General features: G+C 69.7%; 14 protein-coding genes and 1 other RNA gene. 9 read left to right on the top strand and 6 right to left on the bottom strand.

From position 1 onward, the window contains the following. The first annotated feature begins 1 nt into the window (after position 1). From hemW to ACTHJF_RS15290, 3 genes are all read left to right on the top strand, one after another. Entirely contained in the window at positions 2–1,168 is a 1,167-nt protein-coding gene (hemW, locus tag ACTHJF_RS15280; protein ID WP_440267873.1) for a radical SAM family heme chaperone HemW, read from the top strand. 197 nt (positions 1,169–1,365) lie between these two features. Further along, entirely contained in the window at positions 1,366–1,854 is a 489-nt protein-coding gene (locus ACTHJF_RS15285; RefSeq protein ID WP_440267874.1) for an FHA domain-containing protein, read from the top strand. An 11-nt stretch (positions 1,855–1,865) separates the two neighbouring features. Beyond that, positions 1,866–3,572 carry a protein kinase domain-containing protein gene (locus tag ACTHJF_RS15290; RefSeq protein WP_440267875.1) on the top strand — a complete coding sequence of 569 codons (1,707 nt, stop codon included), beginning with the start codon at positions 1,866–1,868 and terminating at the stop codon, positions 3,570–3,572. Positions 3,573–3,689: 117 nt separating this feature from the next. Here the strand turns inward: ACTHJF_RS15290 and ACTHJF_RS15295 are convergent, their stop codons facing one another. Both ACTHJF_RS15295 and ACTHJF_RS15300 read right to left on the bottom strand, forming a co-directional pair. Further along, on the bottom strand, positions 3,690–4,604 hold the full coding sequence (locus ACTHJF_RS15295) for a LysM peptidoglycan-binding domain-containing protein (RefSeq protein ID WP_440267876.1): 915 nt from the start codon (positions 4,602–4,604) through the stop codon (positions 3,690–3,692). 30 nt (positions 4,605–4,634) lie between these two features. Beyond that, on the bottom strand, positions 4,635–5,474 hold the full coding sequence (locus ACTHJF_RS15300) for a PP2C family protein-serine/threonine phosphatase (protein WP_440267877.1): 840 nt from the start codon (positions 5,472–5,474) through the stop codon (positions 4,635–4,637). 169 nt (positions 5,475–5,643) lie between these two features. On the opposite strand from ACTHJF_RS15300, the gene ACTHJF_RS15305 reads away from it, so the two are divergent. From ACTHJF_RS15305 to pepQ, 3 genes are all read left to right on the top strand, one after another. Then, positions 5,644–7,983: a DUF1631 family protein gene (locus ACTHJF_RS15305; RefSeq protein ID WP_440267878.1), complete on the top strand. Its 2,340-nt coding sequence runs from the start codon at positions 5,644–5,646 to the stop codon at positions 7,981–7,983. 7 nt (positions 7,984–7,990) lie between these two features. Beyond that, on the top strand, positions 7,991–8,341 hold the full coding sequence (locus ACTHJF_RS15310; RefSeq protein WP_431634434.1) for a PilZ domain-containing protein: 351 nt from the start codon (positions 7,991–7,993) through the stop codon (positions 8,339–8,341). Between the two features lie 158 nt (positions 8,342–8,499). Further along, positions 8,500–9,819, top strand: a complete 1,320-nt coding sequence (gene pepQ / locus ACTHJF_RS15315; protein ID WP_440267879.1) for a Xaa-Pro dipeptidase — start codon at positions 8,500–8,502, stop codon at positions 9,817–9,819. A gap of 19 nt (positions 9,820–9,838) precedes the next feature. Here pepQ and cydB read toward each other — a convergent pair whose 3' ends face one another. The 4 genes from cydB to ACTHJF_RS15335 form a co-directional block, all read right to left on the bottom strand. Further along, positions 9,839–10,849 (bottom strand): cytochrome d ubiquinol oxidase subunit II, encoded by a 1,011-nt coding sequence (cydB, locus tag ACTHJF_RS15320; protein WP_440267880.1) that lies wholly within the window; start codon positions 10,847–10,849, stop codon positions 9,839–9,841. Between the two features lie 3 nt (positions 10,850–10,852). After that, positions 10,853–12,247, bottom strand: coding sequence for a cytochrome ubiquinol oxidase subunit I (locus tag ACTHJF_RS15325; protein ID WP_440268159.1), 1,395 nt, complete (start codon positions 12,245–12,247; stop codon positions 10,853–10,855). 240 nt (positions 12,248–12,487) lie between these two features. Next, positions 12,488–13,753 (bottom strand): aminopeptidase P N-terminal domain-containing protein, encoded by a 1,266-nt coding sequence (locus ACTHJF_RS15330; protein ID WP_440268160.1) that lies wholly within the window; start codon positions 13,751–13,753, stop codon positions 12,488–12,490. Between the two features lie 52 nt (positions 13,754–13,805). Next, positions 13,806–14,369, bottom strand: a complete 564-nt coding sequence (locus ACTHJF_RS15335; protein WP_440267881.1) for a UPF0149 family protein — start codon at positions 14,367–14,369, stop codon at positions 13,806–13,808. A 101-nt stretch (positions 14,370–14,470) separates the two neighbouring features. On the opposite strand from ACTHJF_RS15335, the gene ACTHJF_RS15340 reads away from it, so the two are divergent. The 3 genes from ACTHJF_RS15340 to ssrS all read left to right on the top strand — a co-directional run bounded on the left by ACTHJF_RS15340 (position 14,471) and on the right by ssrS (position 15,265). Beyond that, the gene (locus ACTHJF_RS15340; protein WP_440256381.1) at positions 14,471–14,695 is read left to right on the top strand and encodes a TIGR02449 family protein; all 225 of its coding nucleotides are present in this window, start codon (positions 14,471–14,473) and stop codon (positions 14,693–14,695) included. A gap of 1 nt (position 14,696) precedes the next feature. Then, positions 14,697–15,011, top strand: a complete 315-nt coding sequence (locus tag ACTHJF_RS15345; protein ID WP_404630015.1) for a cell division protein ZapA — start codon at positions 14,697–14,699, stop codon at positions 15,009–15,011. 67 nt (positions 15,012–15,078) lie between these two features. Next, positions 15,079–15,265, top strand: a non-coding RNA gene (ssrS, locus tag ACTHJF_RS15350) — 6S RNA. Positions 15,266–15,343: the final 78 nt, after the last annotated feature.

The raw sequence follows: 15,343 nt of genomic DNA on the forward strand, positions 1-15,343 counted from the left end.
CATGGCCCTGGTCGCGCCGCCGCTGTCGCTGTACGTACACATGCCGTGGTGCGTGAAGAAGTGCCCGTACTGCGACTTCAACTCGCACGGCCTGCGCGACGCGCCGCCGCCTTACGCGGACTACATCGACGTGCTGCTGGCCGACCTTGACGCCGATCTGCGCGACTTCGGCGCCGCGCTGCACGGCCGCGCTATCGTCAGCGTGTTCTTCGGCGGCGGCACGCCCAGCCTGTTCGCGCCCGAGCTGGTCGACCGCTTTCTCGACGGCGCCCGCGCCCGGTTGCCGTTCGCCGACAACGCCGAGATCACGCTGGAAACCAACCCCGGCACGGTCGAGCACGGTCGTTTCGACGGCTACCTCGCCGCCGGGGTGAACCGGCTCTCGTTCGGCATCCAGAGCTTCGACGACGACAAGCTCAGGCGGCTAGGCCGCATCCACTCCGCCGCCGAGGCCGAGGCGGCCGTGAAGTCGGCGCAGGACGCCGGCTACACCAACCTCAACCTCGACCTGATGTACGCCCTGCCAGAGCAGACGCTGGACGGCGCCTTGGCCGACGTAGCCCGCGCCGTGGCGCTCGCGCCCACGCACCTCTCGCACTACCAGCTCACGCTGGAACCGAACACCGCCTTCGCCGCCAATCCGCCGCCGCTGCCCGACGACGACCACGCCTGGGCGATGCAGGAAGCTTGCGAGGTTGCGCTGGCCGTCGCGGGCTACGGCCAGTACGAGATTTCGGCCTACGCCCGCCCGGGCCGACGCTGCACGCACAACCTCAACTACTGGCAGTTTGGCGACTACCTGGGCATCGGCGCCGGCGCTCACGGCAAGGTCAGCGACGCCGCCACCGGCCAGGTTTACCGGCGCTGGAAGGCGAAGCTGCCCCGCTCTTACCTGGAAGCAGGCGGCGGACCGGGGCGGATCGGCGGGGGCGGCACGGTCGATGCCGCCGAGTTGCCGTTCGAGTACATGCTCAACGCGCTGCGGCTGATCGACGGCGTGCCGATGGGCGACTTCGCCGCGCGCACCGGGCTCGATCCCCAGCGCCTGGAAGCGCCACTGCAGGACGCCCGCCGCCGCGGCTGGCTGACCGACGATGCCGCCCGATTGCAGACTACCGCGCAGGGTCAGCGCTTCCTCAACGACGTGATCGGACTGTTCCTGGACTGAGCCGCACGCGGGACTGTGCGCCCCGTCACGCCGGATCGACGGGCAACTTGTTCAAGTTTCACGACACGGATCCGTCACAGGAAGCGACGTCCGGAACGCGGGGCACGTACCGCCCCGGGTAAGCTCGGCAACTTCCTACTTCGGGACCCCTCCATCGCATGAACGGCCCTGCTCCCTCGCCCCGTATCGTCCACGGCATGCGTTCGTCCGGACCGCAGGGCACGCGCCTGTTCACCGCCGACGAGCTGCACCGCTACGCCGCCGATTCGATGCCACAGATCGAGGAAGGCGCGAGCGTGGCGCAACCGGTCCTGGAAGGGCGCGGCGCCGGGCTGGACCGGCGCCGTTACGCGCTGCGCAGCGGGCGGCAGACGATCGGCCGACGCCGCGACAGCGACATCGTGGTGGACGACATCAGCGTGTCCGCATCACACGCCTGGATCATCAACCAGCAGGGCCACACGATGATCATGAACACGCTCTCGACCAACGGCACCTTCGTCAACGGCCGGCGTGTGCATGAAGCGATCCTGCGCCACGGCGACCGCGTGCGGCTGGGCCAGGCCGAGTTCGTCTTCCTCACCCGCGATGCCCGCGCCTCACGCCTGCTGTGGACCCGCCGGATCGCGGCCGGCGTCGCGGTGCTGGCAGTGCTCGGCACGCTCGGCTGGTGGCTGCTGGGCTGAGCGCTCGCCCCGTGCGCGACCCCAACCTTCCCCGCACGATCGACCGCTACCGCATCGAGGGCGTGCTCGGCCGCGGCGCCATGGCCGTGGTCTACGCCGGCTACGACCCGCAGATCGAGCGCGAAGTGGCGATCAAGTGCCTGCATGCCGGCGTCGCCGCCGACGCCGGCTACCGTCGGCGCTTTCTGGTCGAGGCGCGCGCGGCCGGCCATCTGACCCACCCGCACATCGTCACGCTGTTCGACGTGGGCGAGACCGCCGACGGCCAGCCCTATCTCGCCATGGAGAGGCTGCCCGGCGACACCCTCGCCAGCCGCGTCGCGCGCGAGGGCCTGCCGCCCCTGCCGGTGGTGCTGGAGCTGGCCATGCAGATGGCCAGCGCGCTCGACTACGCCCACGCCAATGGCGTGGTCCACCACGACATCAAGCCGGAAAACATCATGCTGGCCGACGGCTGGCGGCAGGCCAAGATCGCCGATTTCGGCATCGCCGAGCGCCGCGGCACGCGGCCGGTCGACGGGCCGCGCGACGAGATCGGCGGCACGCCGGCCTACATGGCGCCCGAGCACCTGCGCGGCGAACCCACCGACGCGCGCAGCGACCTGTTCTCGCTCGGCGTGGTGCTGTACTGGCTGCTGGCCGGCAAGCTGCCGTGGACCGAGACCGCCGACGTCCCGCGCCTGCTGGACGAACGCCTGCAGCACCCGCTGCCGCCGCTGGAACCGCTGGACGCCGCCGCGCCGGCGATCCTCACCGACATCGTGCATACGCTGCTGGCTCCGGAAGCCTCGGCGCGCTACCAGCGCGGCGCCGAGCTGGCCGAAGACCTGCGCATGGCGCAGCGCGAGTACGAGCGGCTGCACGAACAGCCGCTGGTGAGCCGTATCGTGTCGCTGCGCTGGCGCTGGTCGGCCGTGCTCGGCGGCGTGCTGGCGCTGGTGCTGATCGTCGGCATGGCGGCGATCTACGCCATGCAGGGCCGTGCGGTGAGCGGACTGGCGTTGGATTTCGGCAGTTCGCTTGGGCGCATGGTGGCGGGCGAATCGGCCGAGGACCTGCTGCTCGGCGACCGCGCCGCCACCCGCGCGCTGGTGGAGGACATGGCGCGCAACCAGCAGATCCGCTACCTGGCGGTGGCCGATCGCCACGGCGAGGTGATCGCCAGCACGCGCGCGCAGGAGGTGGGCGCCGCGCTGCCGCCGCTGCCCGGGCGTGCCCTGGCCAGCCGCGGCGAGATCGACAGCTACCGCGGCGACGATGGCGGCAGCGATGGCCTGCTGCTGTTCAACACGCCCATCCACTACCAGGCCGCCACGGTGGGCACGCTGCGCCTGGGCATCAGCCGCGCGCCTCTGCGCGCCGCGCAGAAGACTACACTCGGCGCGATCGCCGCCGTGCTGCTGGTGACCCTGCTGGCGGTGCTCGGAGCCGCATACGTCCTGTTCCGCCGACTGCTGGCATCGCTGGGCATGGCCGGCGACGCCATGCTGCGGGTGGCGCGTGGCGATCTTCGCTATCGCATCCGCCTGACTCGCCGCGACGAGCTTGGCCGCCTGTTTGCGGCGTTCAACCTGATGGCCAGCGCGCTGCAGTCGCGCCAGCGGCGTCCGGCCGCGCCGCCGCCACGCCCCGGTCAACCGGCCGGTGCGGCCACGCAACCCACCCGCCTGTTGGCGGTACCGCAACGTCGCGCGTCGGATCGACCGCACAGCGACTGAGCGAGGCGCGCCCCCCCTTATCGTCGGCGTTGCGCAATGGATCCCCCTGCTGCCATGCGGCGACCGATCCCGGCGCACCATCCGGCAGCCGGCACGGAAGCGCGATGCAGGCCACGGCTAGAGTTGCTTAAGCCGTCGCTGCAATTCCAGCGCCCGGGCCCGATACGCCAGTGCCGGCTCGTAGGAAGGCTCCACCGCAAGCACCCGATCCCACAGCGCGATCGCCGGCTCGAGCTTCTGGTCGCGATACAGCACGATGGCCCGCTGATGGCAGCTCGCCACCACGCGCTGGCGCAGGGCCTCGGCACCGTTACGGTCCGAGGCCAGCCCCGGATCGGTAGCGAGCGCCGCATCCAGCCGCGTCAGCGCCTGAGTCTCCTGGCCGGCGCCGAGCAGTTGCAGGCTTTCGCGCTGCAGGCGCTGTGAGCGCGCCGCTGGCGACTCCACGGATGAGCGCCCCGATCTGGCGGCACCGCCGCCGACTTCGGCGGCAGCATCGCCGGCCAGCCGCCCAGAGGTCGGCAGTCGAAGCTTTTCGCCCGCGCGCAGCAGCGCCGGCTGGGTCGACTGGTTGTAGCGCGCAAGGATCAGGAACAGTCGTGCATCGCCCAGGTAACGCTGTGCCAGCGTGCTGTAGGACTCCCCAGCCTGCACCACGTGCGTGCTGCCCACCGGCCCCAGCGTGCGCTGCGGGTCGGCGGTAAGCTGACGCAGCATCGACTGCGCCAGCCGGTCTTTAGGATGCGCGACGAGGTAGGCGCGCAGGGCGGCCTCGCCTTCACTGTAGCGGCCGTGCTGCAGGTCGTCGTTGATGATCTCGCCCAGCGGCCGCACCGCCGCCGGCGTCTCGACCGGAGCGGCCGGCGCTGGAGGTGGCGGCGCGACCACCGGCGTGGCCGTCGCATGGTCGCCGCGATGGTGCAGACGGTCGAGCTGCGCGCACCCGCCCAGCACGAGCAGCACCAGCACGACAGCGGGCATGCCGACGGCGATGGACGGCAGGCGACGGGGGGATCGGAACAACATGGTCATGCAAACGCCTCGATGGCTCGGCTTGAGTGGTCAAACGGATGGGCGGTAGCGGCCAGGACGGCGCGGCGCCGGCCACCAGTGTGCCCAGGGCTGCCACGGTCGCGCCGCACCGGCCAGGATCAGCGCGGCATTGTCGCCTTCTGCACCCGCCCGGCCCAGCACCAGCGCCAACGCCTCGCTCACCGCGGCGCGCGGGTCGCGGTGGGTGGCGAACGCGGCCAGTTCCTGCGCGGACAGGTGCTCCCACACGCCATCGCTGCACAGGGCGAAGGCGTGGCCGCGCCGCAGCGGCGCACAGCCGTGGTCGACGCGTGGTTGCATCGATCCGCCCAGCCCACGCAGCAGCTGGTGCTGGTCGACGGCGGCGCCGGCCTGGTCCGCATGAAGTTCTCCGCGGCGCACCCGCTCCTGCACCACGCTGTGATCCTCGGTGCAGCCCAGCAGACGGCCGCGCCCGAAGCGGTACAGCCGGCTGTCGCCGACGTGGGCCCAGTAGGCCATGCGCCCCTTCAGCAGCAGGGCCACGATGGTCGCATGGGGCGCCGCGTCCACCAGTGCCTCGCCGCGGCGACGCAACTCGAGGTGGGCGTCCTGACAGAGTTGCTCGAGGAACAGTGCGCCCGGCAGGTCGCGCCAGCGGCCTTCGCACCACAAGCGCTGCGCCACCGCCACGACGCCGGCCGAGGCCAGCTCGCCGGCCCCCTCGCCCCCCATGCCGTCGGCCAGCACCAGCAGATGCGTGCGCTGCGCTTCGTCGGCCAGGCACACCAGGTCGTCCTGCTGACTCGGTCGCCCGCCGAGCGCCCGCCCGGCGGCCAACCACGCCCGACCGGGCGCGCCGGCCTGCATCATGTCGATCCCCTGTTCCATCCCGCGACGCCCTCCGCTCGTCGATCGCCTCCGGTGCGCTCCGGATACGCCTTGCCGAGTGTAGCCAGCGGCGCGGAAGTAACCGCGACCGACTCGACCAAACGACCATGGCGAGCCTTTCGCATCCAGCATAGACTCGGCGCTCTGGGGGAGTTCATTAGGGTCATCCATGGAAGCAGAACCGCAGGGTCGAGGCCGTCCGCCGGCGCGCGGCGGCAATGGCAGCCCGCGCGACCGGTGGTCCGGGCGCGCGCGCCGGCTGCTGGAGCATTGCCAGGCGCTGAGCGGGGACTGGCTGGTGCGTCCGTTGCGGGTGTGCCTGGACGATCTCGAGCGCCAGCTGTTCGCGCTGTCGGAAACCGCGCACGACCCGTTCAATCAGCAGCGCCACTTCAACGTGCGCCAGCGGCTGATGCGCGAGCGCGCCACGCTGGAGCAGCGCTTCCTGGAACAGCTGAGTCTCAACTTCGACCAGTTGGGCGCACCGCCTGCGCCCGCGCCGGCCGAGCCGCTGGACCAGCCGCTGAGCCTGGTCGACACCGACGAGCACGAGATGACCGTCGCGCTGGACAAGCTCGCCGCGCGCGGCGAAGCGCGCGGCGGCGCGCCCGTCTACGAGCTCGGTTACCGCCTTGCCGTGCTGGTGGCGGCGCCGCCGCTGGAAGGGAGCGACCTGCCAATGGGGCCGTTGGCGGTGGCCAAGGCGCTGCGCCAGGCGGCCAGCTCGGTGGAGCTCCCGGTCGAGCACGACCTGATGCTGATCCGTTGCCTCGAAAGCGCGCTGCTGCCGGACCTGCCCAAATTCTTCGGCGCGCTCAACGATGCCCTGCAGCACGAGGGCATCCTGCCGCAGTTGCGACCGTATCCGCTGCTGCGCCAGGCGGCGCAAGTGGTGCGCGGCGGTGCGCCGACGGTGCCGGGCGCGGGAGCGTCGCCGGCCGCCGCGCCGGCCGAGCACGCGGGTAGCGCGGCAGCGCAGCCGAACGAACCGATCGCCGTGCTCGACAGCCTGCGTGAACTGCTGGCGCGCCGACGCAGCGGGCAGACCACCATCGGGGGCGAAACGGCCGAGGTCGCCACACCCGAAGAACTGCAGACCGCGCTGTCGGCACTGCAGCAGCACCTGTCCCAGGTCACCGACAAGGCCACCCGCGAGCTGCGCAGCGCCCAGTTGCTGCGCGAGGAACTGCTCGCTCAGCTCAACCACGGCAAGCCGGCCGGCGCGCCGCGCACCGGCCTGAGCGCCGAGCAGGGCGATACGGTGGAACTGGTCGCGATGCTGTTCGACCAACTCTCGCGGCAACTGCAGCAGGGCGAGGAAACCCATGCCCTGCTCGGCGGCCTGCAGTTGCCGGTGCTGCGCATGGCGGTCACCGACCGCAACTTCTTCGAGCAGAAGGAGCACCCGGCCCGCCAGTTGCTCGGCACCGTCACCGAGGTGGCGCACGAGTGGCTGGACGACTCCGGCAGCGAAGCGGACCGCAGCCTGCGCGCCAAGCTCGAACAACTGGTGGAGCGCGCCAGCCACGAGCCGCCCAGCGCTGGCCTGTACACCGCGCTGCTGGCGGACATCCAGCAGCATCTTTCGCTGCTCTCGCGCAAGGCGCAGACCGCCGAGCGCCGCCATATCGAGGCGATGCAAGGGCGCGAGCGTCTCGATCAGGCGCGCCAGCGCGCCAGTGCGCTGATCAGCGAGCGCTTCGCACAGAACCCACCGCGCGGTCTGCTGCGCGCCCTGCTCGATCGCGCATGGTCGGACGTGCTGGCGCTGACGATCCTGCGCCATGGCGAGGACAGCGAGGCGTTCACCAGCCAGTTGCTGATCACCGACCAGTTGCTGGGTCGCAAGCCGATCACCGATCGCACCCGCCTGCAGGCCGAGGTGGAGACGGGCCTGCAGCAGATCGGCATGCACCCCGAAGAGGCCGCGCAGGTCGCCCAGCGCCTGGCCAATCCCGGCGAGAACGCCACGCCGACGGTCAGTGGCGAGGCGCTCAGCACCACCGACCTGGCGATGCGCCTCAAGCAGCACCAGCGCCTGGGCGAGCACCAGCAGGCGGCCGCCGAGCCACCCGCTGCGGCTGTGGCTCCCGCGGCACCGGGCAAGGCCGGCGCGGCGGGCCGGCCCGGGCCGGCCCGTCCGTCGATCAAGCCGCCACCGCGCAGTCAGCCGATGCTCGATCCGCGCGAAGTGGAACTGCAGGAGCAACTGCGCCTGATGCCGTTCGGGCGCTGGTTCGAGTTCACCGACCCGAAGACCGGCAAGGTCGCCCAGCGCAAGCTCGCCTGGTTCTCGCCGGTGTCCGGCCAGACCCTGTTCGTCAACCGGCGCGGCGTGCGCGCCGAGGACATGACGCTGCCACAACTGGCGCACGAGATCATCAAGGGCCGGGCGCGCGAGCTGGCCGAGGTGAAGGAGTCGCTGCTCGACCGCGCCTGGCGCAGCCTCACCGGCAACCTGCTGCGGCCAGCCACCGGCCGACCGCAGCCCGGCCGCGGCGGAATCTGAGGACGCCATGAGCACCCATCCCTCCAGCGAACAGCGCCGCGCGCAGCGCAAGCGCGTCAACTTCACCGCCGTGGTCACCGATGTGATCAGCGGCAAGCCAATGGGTTTTCTCGGCAACCTCTCCGCCGGCGGCATGCTGCTGATCTGCCAGCAACCGCCGCGTACCGACGCGATCTATCAGCTGCAGATGCCGCTGCACGGTCTCGGTGCGCAACCTCACAACATCGAAGTGGGCGTGCAGGCGCAATGGCACGAGCAGGCGGCGTCGCCCGGCCAGATCTGGGCGGGCTTCCGCATCATCGCCATCGGCAAGGACGACGCGGCAGTGATCGACCGCTGGCTGACCCTGCCGACCTAGGGACGCCCTCGGCAGCCGGGTGGCGTGATCCGGCGCGGGTTTGCGATCATGCGTGATTCCCCGCGCACCGCCGCGTCGATGCGCATCACTCCGGCGTTGCCCGTAACGCGGCTCCGCTTGCCGCCGCTCCGGGCGCGCCCCGCCGAGAGGACTCCCGCATGAACGATCGCCTTGCCCCGCTCTACGCCCAGCACCTGGCCACGCTGCGCGAACGCGCCGACCAGGCGCTCGCGCGCGGCGGCTTCGACCACCTGTTGATCGCCGCCGGCCAGCCCGGCACCAAATTCCTCGACGACAACCACTACCCGTACGCGGTCAATCCGCCGTTCAAGCACTGGCTGCCGCTGACGGGCGCACCGGGCAGCTGGATCGCCTATACGCCGGGCGCGAAGCCGAAGCTGGTGTTCCTGCAGCCGCGCGACTACTGGCACGTGGTTCCCGAAGCACCCACCGGCTACTGGGTGGAGCAGTTCGAAATCGTCACCGTGCGCACCGCCGAGGAAGCGATCGCGCAACTACCCAAGCGCAACGCCGCGGTGATCGCCGAAGCCTGCCCGCCGATCGAGGGGGTGGAGGCGAACAACCCCAAGGCGGTGCTCGACTATCTGCACTACTACCGCGCCTACAAGACGCCGTACGAGCTGGAACTGATGCGCGAAGCCAGCCGCATCGGCACGCGCGCGCACCGCGCCGCCGCGCGGGCGTTCCGTGCCGGCGAGAGCGAGCTCGGCATTCATCAGGCTTATCTCGCTGCGGCCGGCCAAACCGACGCCGAACTGCCCTACTCCAGCATCGTGGCGCTCAACGAGCACGGCGCGGTGCTGCACTACATGGACTTCACCCGCACCCCGCCCCAGCCGGCGCGTTCGCTGCTGATCGACGCCGGCGCCAGCGCCAGCGGCTACGCCAGCGACATCACCCGCACCTACGCGGCCGATGGCCATGCGGAGTTCCAGGCGCTGATCGATGCGATGGATACCGTGCAGCGCCGGCAGGTCGCCAGCGTGAAAGCCGGTGTCGATTACGCGCAGCTGCACGTGCAGGCGCACCACCAGCTGGCCGAGGTGCTGCAAGCACACGGCCTAGTCCGCATGAGCCCGGAAAGCGCGGTGGAGCACGGCGTGACGCGTGCGTTCTTCCCGCACGGCCTGGGTCATTCGATTGGCCTGCAGGTGCACGACGTGGCCGGTTTCGCGAAGAACGACCGTGGCGAGACGATCGCCCGTCCGCACGGCCATCCGTTCCTGCGCATGACCCGCCAGCTTGAGCCGGGCATGGTGGTGACGATCGAGCCGGGCCTGTACTTCATCGACATGCTGCTGGACGAAGTGCGCCAGACGCCCGCCAGCAAGGACGTGGACTGGGCGAAGGTGGACGCGCTCAAGCTTTACGGCGGCATCCGTATCGAAGACGACGTGGCGTGCACCGAGGGGGCGCCAGAGAACCTCACCCGCGACGCCTTCGCCCAGCTCAGCTGACGCCGCCCGGCGACGCGGGTCAGTGATAGCCCGCGTCGCCCGCCACCTTGCCGCGGAACACCCGGTACGAATACACCGTATAGGCCAGCACGGCGGGAATCAGGAACGCCGCCCCGACCAGCACGAAGCCCTGCGAGCTGGGCGGCGAGGCGGCCTCCCAGATGCTCAACGCCGGCGGCACGATGTTCGGCCAGATGCCCACCACCAGGCCGATGAAGCCCAACAGGAAAAAGCACAGCGCGAACACGAACGGCTGCGCCTCGCGCTGCTTGATCACCGAGCGCCACAGCATCACCGCGCAGATCGCGGTGAACAGCGGCACCGGCGACAGATAGAGGAAATTCGAGCCGGTGAACCAGCGCTGCATCAGCGCCGAGTGCAGCGTCGGCAATGAGGCGCTGACGATCAACATGAACACGATCACCGCCACCATCAGCGGGCGGGTGAGATCGAAGGCGATGCGCTGCAACCGTCCTTCGGTCTTGAGGATCAGCCAGGTGGCACCCAGCAGCGCGTAACCGCACACCACCGCTACGCCGGTCATGATTGCGAACGGGCTGAACCAGGCGAACGCGCCGTGGGTTTGCCCCGGCGCCAGCGGCGTAATGCCGTCGACCAGCGCGCCGAGGATAACGCCCTGCGCGAACGCGGCCAGCAGCGAGCCGACATGGAAGGCCACGCCCCACAGCCAGCGCGAGGTGTGTGCCTTGAAGCGGAACTCGAACGCCACGCCGCGAAAGATCAACGCGATCAGCATCAACAGGATCGGCAGGTACAGCGTCGACAGCACCAACGCGTAGGCCTTGGGAAACGCAGCCAGCAGACCTGCGCCGCCGAGCACCAGCCAGGTCTCGTTGCCGTCCCAGATGGGCGCGGCGGTATTCATCATATGGTCGCGTTGGTGCTCGTCGTCGGCGAATGGCGTGAGGATGCCCAGACCGAGCACGAAGCCATCCAGCAGCACATACATCATCACGCCGAAGCCGATGATGAAGTACCACACCACGGGCAATACGGTGGCCATGTCCATTGCTCAGCCCTCCATCGAATCGCTGGGGGCGGAGAGCGGGCGTGCCGGCGTGCGGCGATCGCTGCCGTGCACCGGCGTTGCCGGCACATGCTGCGGGGCCGTCACCGGCCCGGTGCGGAACAGCTTCACCAGGTAGTACAGCCCCGCGCCGAAAATCCCCAGGTAGACCACCACGAAGGTGATCAGCGAGGCCAGCACGCTTCCCACCGGAAGCGCGCTGACCGCCTGGGAGGTGCGCGTGACGCCATACACCACCCACGGTTGCCGCCCCACCTCGGCGACCCACCAGCCAGTGAGCACCGCGATGAAGCCAGAGGGAATCATCGCCACCCACGCGCGCAGGTACCACGGCTTCTCCAGCGTGCCGCGGCGCCAGCGCCACAGGCCGACCAGCGCCAGGCCAAGCATCGCAAAGCCCAGGCCTACCATGATGCGGAACGAGAAGAATGGCAGCTTCACCGGCGGGCGCTGGTCGGCGGGAAAATCCTTCAGGCCCTTCACCTCGCCGTGCAGGCTGTGGGTGAGGATGATGCTGCCCAGTCGCGGCACGTCAATCGCGTAGTGGTTCGTCTCAGCCTGCTCGTCGGGCCAGGCGAACAGGGTCAGCGGCACGTCGCTGCGGGTCTCCCAGCGCGCCTCGATGGCTGCCAGCTTGGCCGGCTGATTCTTGTGCACTTCCAGACCGGACAGATCACCAATCACGATCTGCAGCGGGATCACGATGGCGAGAAACGCCAGCGCCAGCTTGAGCGTGGCGCGCGACTTCTCGGCAAAGCGCCCTTTCAGCAGATACCAGGCGGACACGCCGCCGATGACCATCGCGGTGGAAATGAAGGCGCCCATCACCATGTGCGGCAGACGCACCGGGAAGGAGGGATTGAAGATCACCTTCATCCAGTCGTCCGGATAGAACACGCCGTCCTTGATCACGTAACCGGTCGGCGTCTGCATCCAGCTGTTGGCCGCCATGATCCAGAACGTGGAGATCAACGTGCCGACCGCCACCATGCAGGTGGCCAGAAAATGCGTGCGGTCGCCGACCTTGCGCCAGCCGAACAGCATCACGCCGAGGAACGTGGCCTCCAGGAAGAACGCCGTGAGCACTTCATAGTTGAGCAGCGGCCCGACCACGTTGCCGGCCACCACCGAGAAGCCCGACCAGTTGGTGCCGAACTGGAAGCTCATGACGATGCCGGACACCACGCCCATGCCGAAGGCGACGGCAAAGATCTTCAGCCAGAAGAAATACAGATCGCGCCACAGATCGGTGCGCTTGACCAGCCACACGCCTTCCAGAAACGCCAACCACGACGCCAGGCCGATCGAGAACGCCGGAAACAGGATGTGGAAGGACACCACGAAGGCAAACTGCAGTCGTGACAGGAACTCGGCCGTCAGCATCATCGCCTCCTCGCAGACATATCCAGCGGACTATAAGCGCGAACCCTTGGCCGCACGGTTACGCGCGACGATACGCCGTGCGGCCATCGGCCGCGGCACGCCAGGCCACCTCGTGGCTGGAAGTCTTCACCCCTGCGCGTGCAGGGCACATGAGTAAGCAAGCGCAACCACGCGCAGCGAGCGTTGCGTGCCACTGAAGAAGCAGCGATGACCGCCCACGCGGCATCGCGTGGTGCGTCAACGCGCGGCCAGCAGCGCCTCGATGGCGTCGGGCTCTTTCGGCACCGCCGCAGTGAGCACCTCGTTGCCGCGGCGGGTCACCGCCACGTCGTCCTCGATGCGGATGCCGATGCCGCGCCAGCGTTCGGGCACGCTGCGGTCATCCGGCGACACGTAGATGCCCGGCTCCACCGTGACCACCATGCCGGGCTCAAGCTCGCGCGGCTCGCCGTCGATGCGGTAGTCGCCCACGTCGTGCACGTCCAGGCCGAGCCAGTGACCGGTCTTGGCGGGGAAGAACTGTCGGTAGCTGCCGGTGGCGATCGCCGCCTCCGCACTGCCCTTGAGCAGGCCGAGCGCACACAGGCCCTCGGCGATCACCTGCACCGCCGCCGTGTGCGCCGCGCTGAACGGGCGGCCCGGGCGCACTTCGTCGATCGCGGCCAGCTGGGCGGTGAGCACGATGTCGTACAGCGCGCGTTGCTCGCGCGAGTAGCGCCCGCTCACCGGAAAGCTGCGACTGATGTCCGAGGCGTAGCAGTCGACCTCCGCGCCCGCGTCGATCAGCAGCAGCTCGCCCTCGGCGAGCCGCGCGCGGTTGGCGGTGTAATGCATGGTGCAGGCGTTGGCACCGCCGGCCACGATCGGCGGGAACGCCGCGACCGCGCCGCGCAGTCGCATCGCCCGCAGCAGTTCGGCCTCCACCTCGTACTCGTGCCGACCCGGCTGCGCCACCTGCATGGCCGCGAGATGGGCGTCGGCGGCGACGTTGGCGGCGGCACGCATCAGCTTGAGCTCGGCCGGCGACTTGAACAGGCGCAGGTCGTGCAACAGATGCCCCAGCGCGACGAACTCCTTCGGCACCACGCCGCCGCCACGAAGCTGGCGCAAACGGCGCATCCAGCCCAGCAGCTGTGCGTCGAACTGCGGCTCGCTGCCGAAGTGGCAGTACACCCGGGCGCGGCCCTCGATCATGCCGGGCAGGATGTCGTCGATGTCGTCGATCGGGAACGCGTCATCCATGCCGAACGCGGCCACCGCCTGTTCGGTGCCGACGGACGCGCCGTGCCAGCGCGCCTGCTCGTCGTCGTGCTCGCGGCAGAACAGCACCGCCTCGCCGTGCTTGCGCCCCGGCAGCAGCGCCAGCACCGCGTCGGGCTCCGGGAAACCGCACAGGTAATGGAAGTCCGAATCCTGCCGGTACGGCCAAGCGGCATCCGCATTGCGCATGCGCTCGGGCGCGGCGGCCACGAGCACCACCGCATCCTCGCCAGCCAGGTGCATCAGCTGGCGGCGGCGGCGGGCGAATTCAGCCGGGGTGATCAAGGGCGACGTGTCAGTGCAGGGTGTCGTTGCCGGCAGCCGGATCGCGCGCGCACTCGGCGTGCAGCAGCATCGCTCCGACTCGCACGAACTCATGCACCTCGATCAGCGCATCCTCGTCCTCGTCTTCGCTGCCGAAGTCGAGCTGCGACGAGGCGATGGTACCCAGGTCGCGCAGCACTTCCTGCGCCTCCTCGGACAGGCGCGCGTGCGATTCGGAACCGGCCAGCCCGAAGCCGCCGAGAAAGCCGCGACACCATTCCACGGTGGCCTCGGCACGCTCGGCCAGTGGACGGTCGTCCTCCGGCAGCATCGGCTCGAAGCCTAGCTCTGGGTCGGCGAGCTGGTCGGCGGCCTGTCGCGACAGGCGCTCCAGTACGGCGGCATCGGCCGGCGTGGGCTTCGGCGCTTCGCCGTCCAGGTGCAGCACCGCCAGCAGCGGCTGGCGGCCGATCCGCCCGCCGCCGGCCAGAAAGCCGCTCAGCGAGCCGTGCAGTTCACTGGCGGTGGTGCCCAGTTTAAGACGGTGGGTAAGGTCGTCCAGATCGTCGTATTCGACGAGTGCGGGGGCCGTCATGGCGGGCTCCTTCAAAGGCAGGGCGGCAGTCTACCGCCTCGTCCGCCAGGAGGCGTCGTGCGCCGCAGTTTTGCGTCGGCCTGCTGATATAGTTTCCGCCCATGAGCACGCCGCCCGATCTCCAGCAGGAACTTGCCGCGCTGAACCGCCAGGTCGATCAGCTGATCGACACGGTGCGCCGCCTGTCCGAGGAAAACCGCAGCCTGCGCCACAGCCAGGAGCAGCTCGCCAACGAGCGCGCCGGCCTGATGGCGCGCAACGAGCAGGCGCGCGGACGGGTGGAAGCGATGATCCAGCGCCTCAAGGCCCTCGAGAGCAACAACTGACATGAGCACTCCTGCCAGCGAACCGGTCGCGCTGCGGCTGATCGACCGCGAGTTCCTGATCGCCTGCGCACCGGAAGAGCGCGAGGGCCTGCTCGAGGCGGCCAGCTACCTGGACCGCAAGATGCGCGAGCTGCGTGCCAACGCCAAGACGCCCGGCTTCGACCGCCTCGCGGTGCTGGCGGCGATCAGCGTCACCCACGAGTTTCTCGCCCTGCGCAAGCAGCATTCCGGCGCCGACCAGAGCGTCACCGACGGCCTGGCCGCGTTGCGCCGCAAGCTGGAAGCCGCCCTGGAGCCGGCCGCACCGCGGGCCTGAACTGCACCTGCCGCGCATCGTCGCGGCACGGGCGCGCCGGCGGCGTTGCTGATAAAATTCGTTTCGGCGTTTTCTGCGGTGTGCGCCAGCACACTCTTACATTTGCCTTGTTCCTAAATACGGCCCCGGGTCGGTTGCATTCAGGCTGTTGTGCATGTCCGCCGCGTGCGGAAAGCCTCGAAGCCTGGACAACCCTCCCACCTGATCCTCGTGGATCAAGGTCGTTTGGTGGGCAGCGGCATCGCGGTTGACGCCACCTCATTTTGTGCATCGGCCGGCGCCCAGGCGCCGGCCGGTATGTTGTCGGCAGCGCCCGTCGGCGCGCCCCACCG

Source organism: Dyella sp. (genome assembly GCF_051962475.1).
GTDB lineage: Bacteria > Pseudomonadota > Gammaproteobacteria > Xanthomonadales > Rhodanobacteraceae > Dyella_A.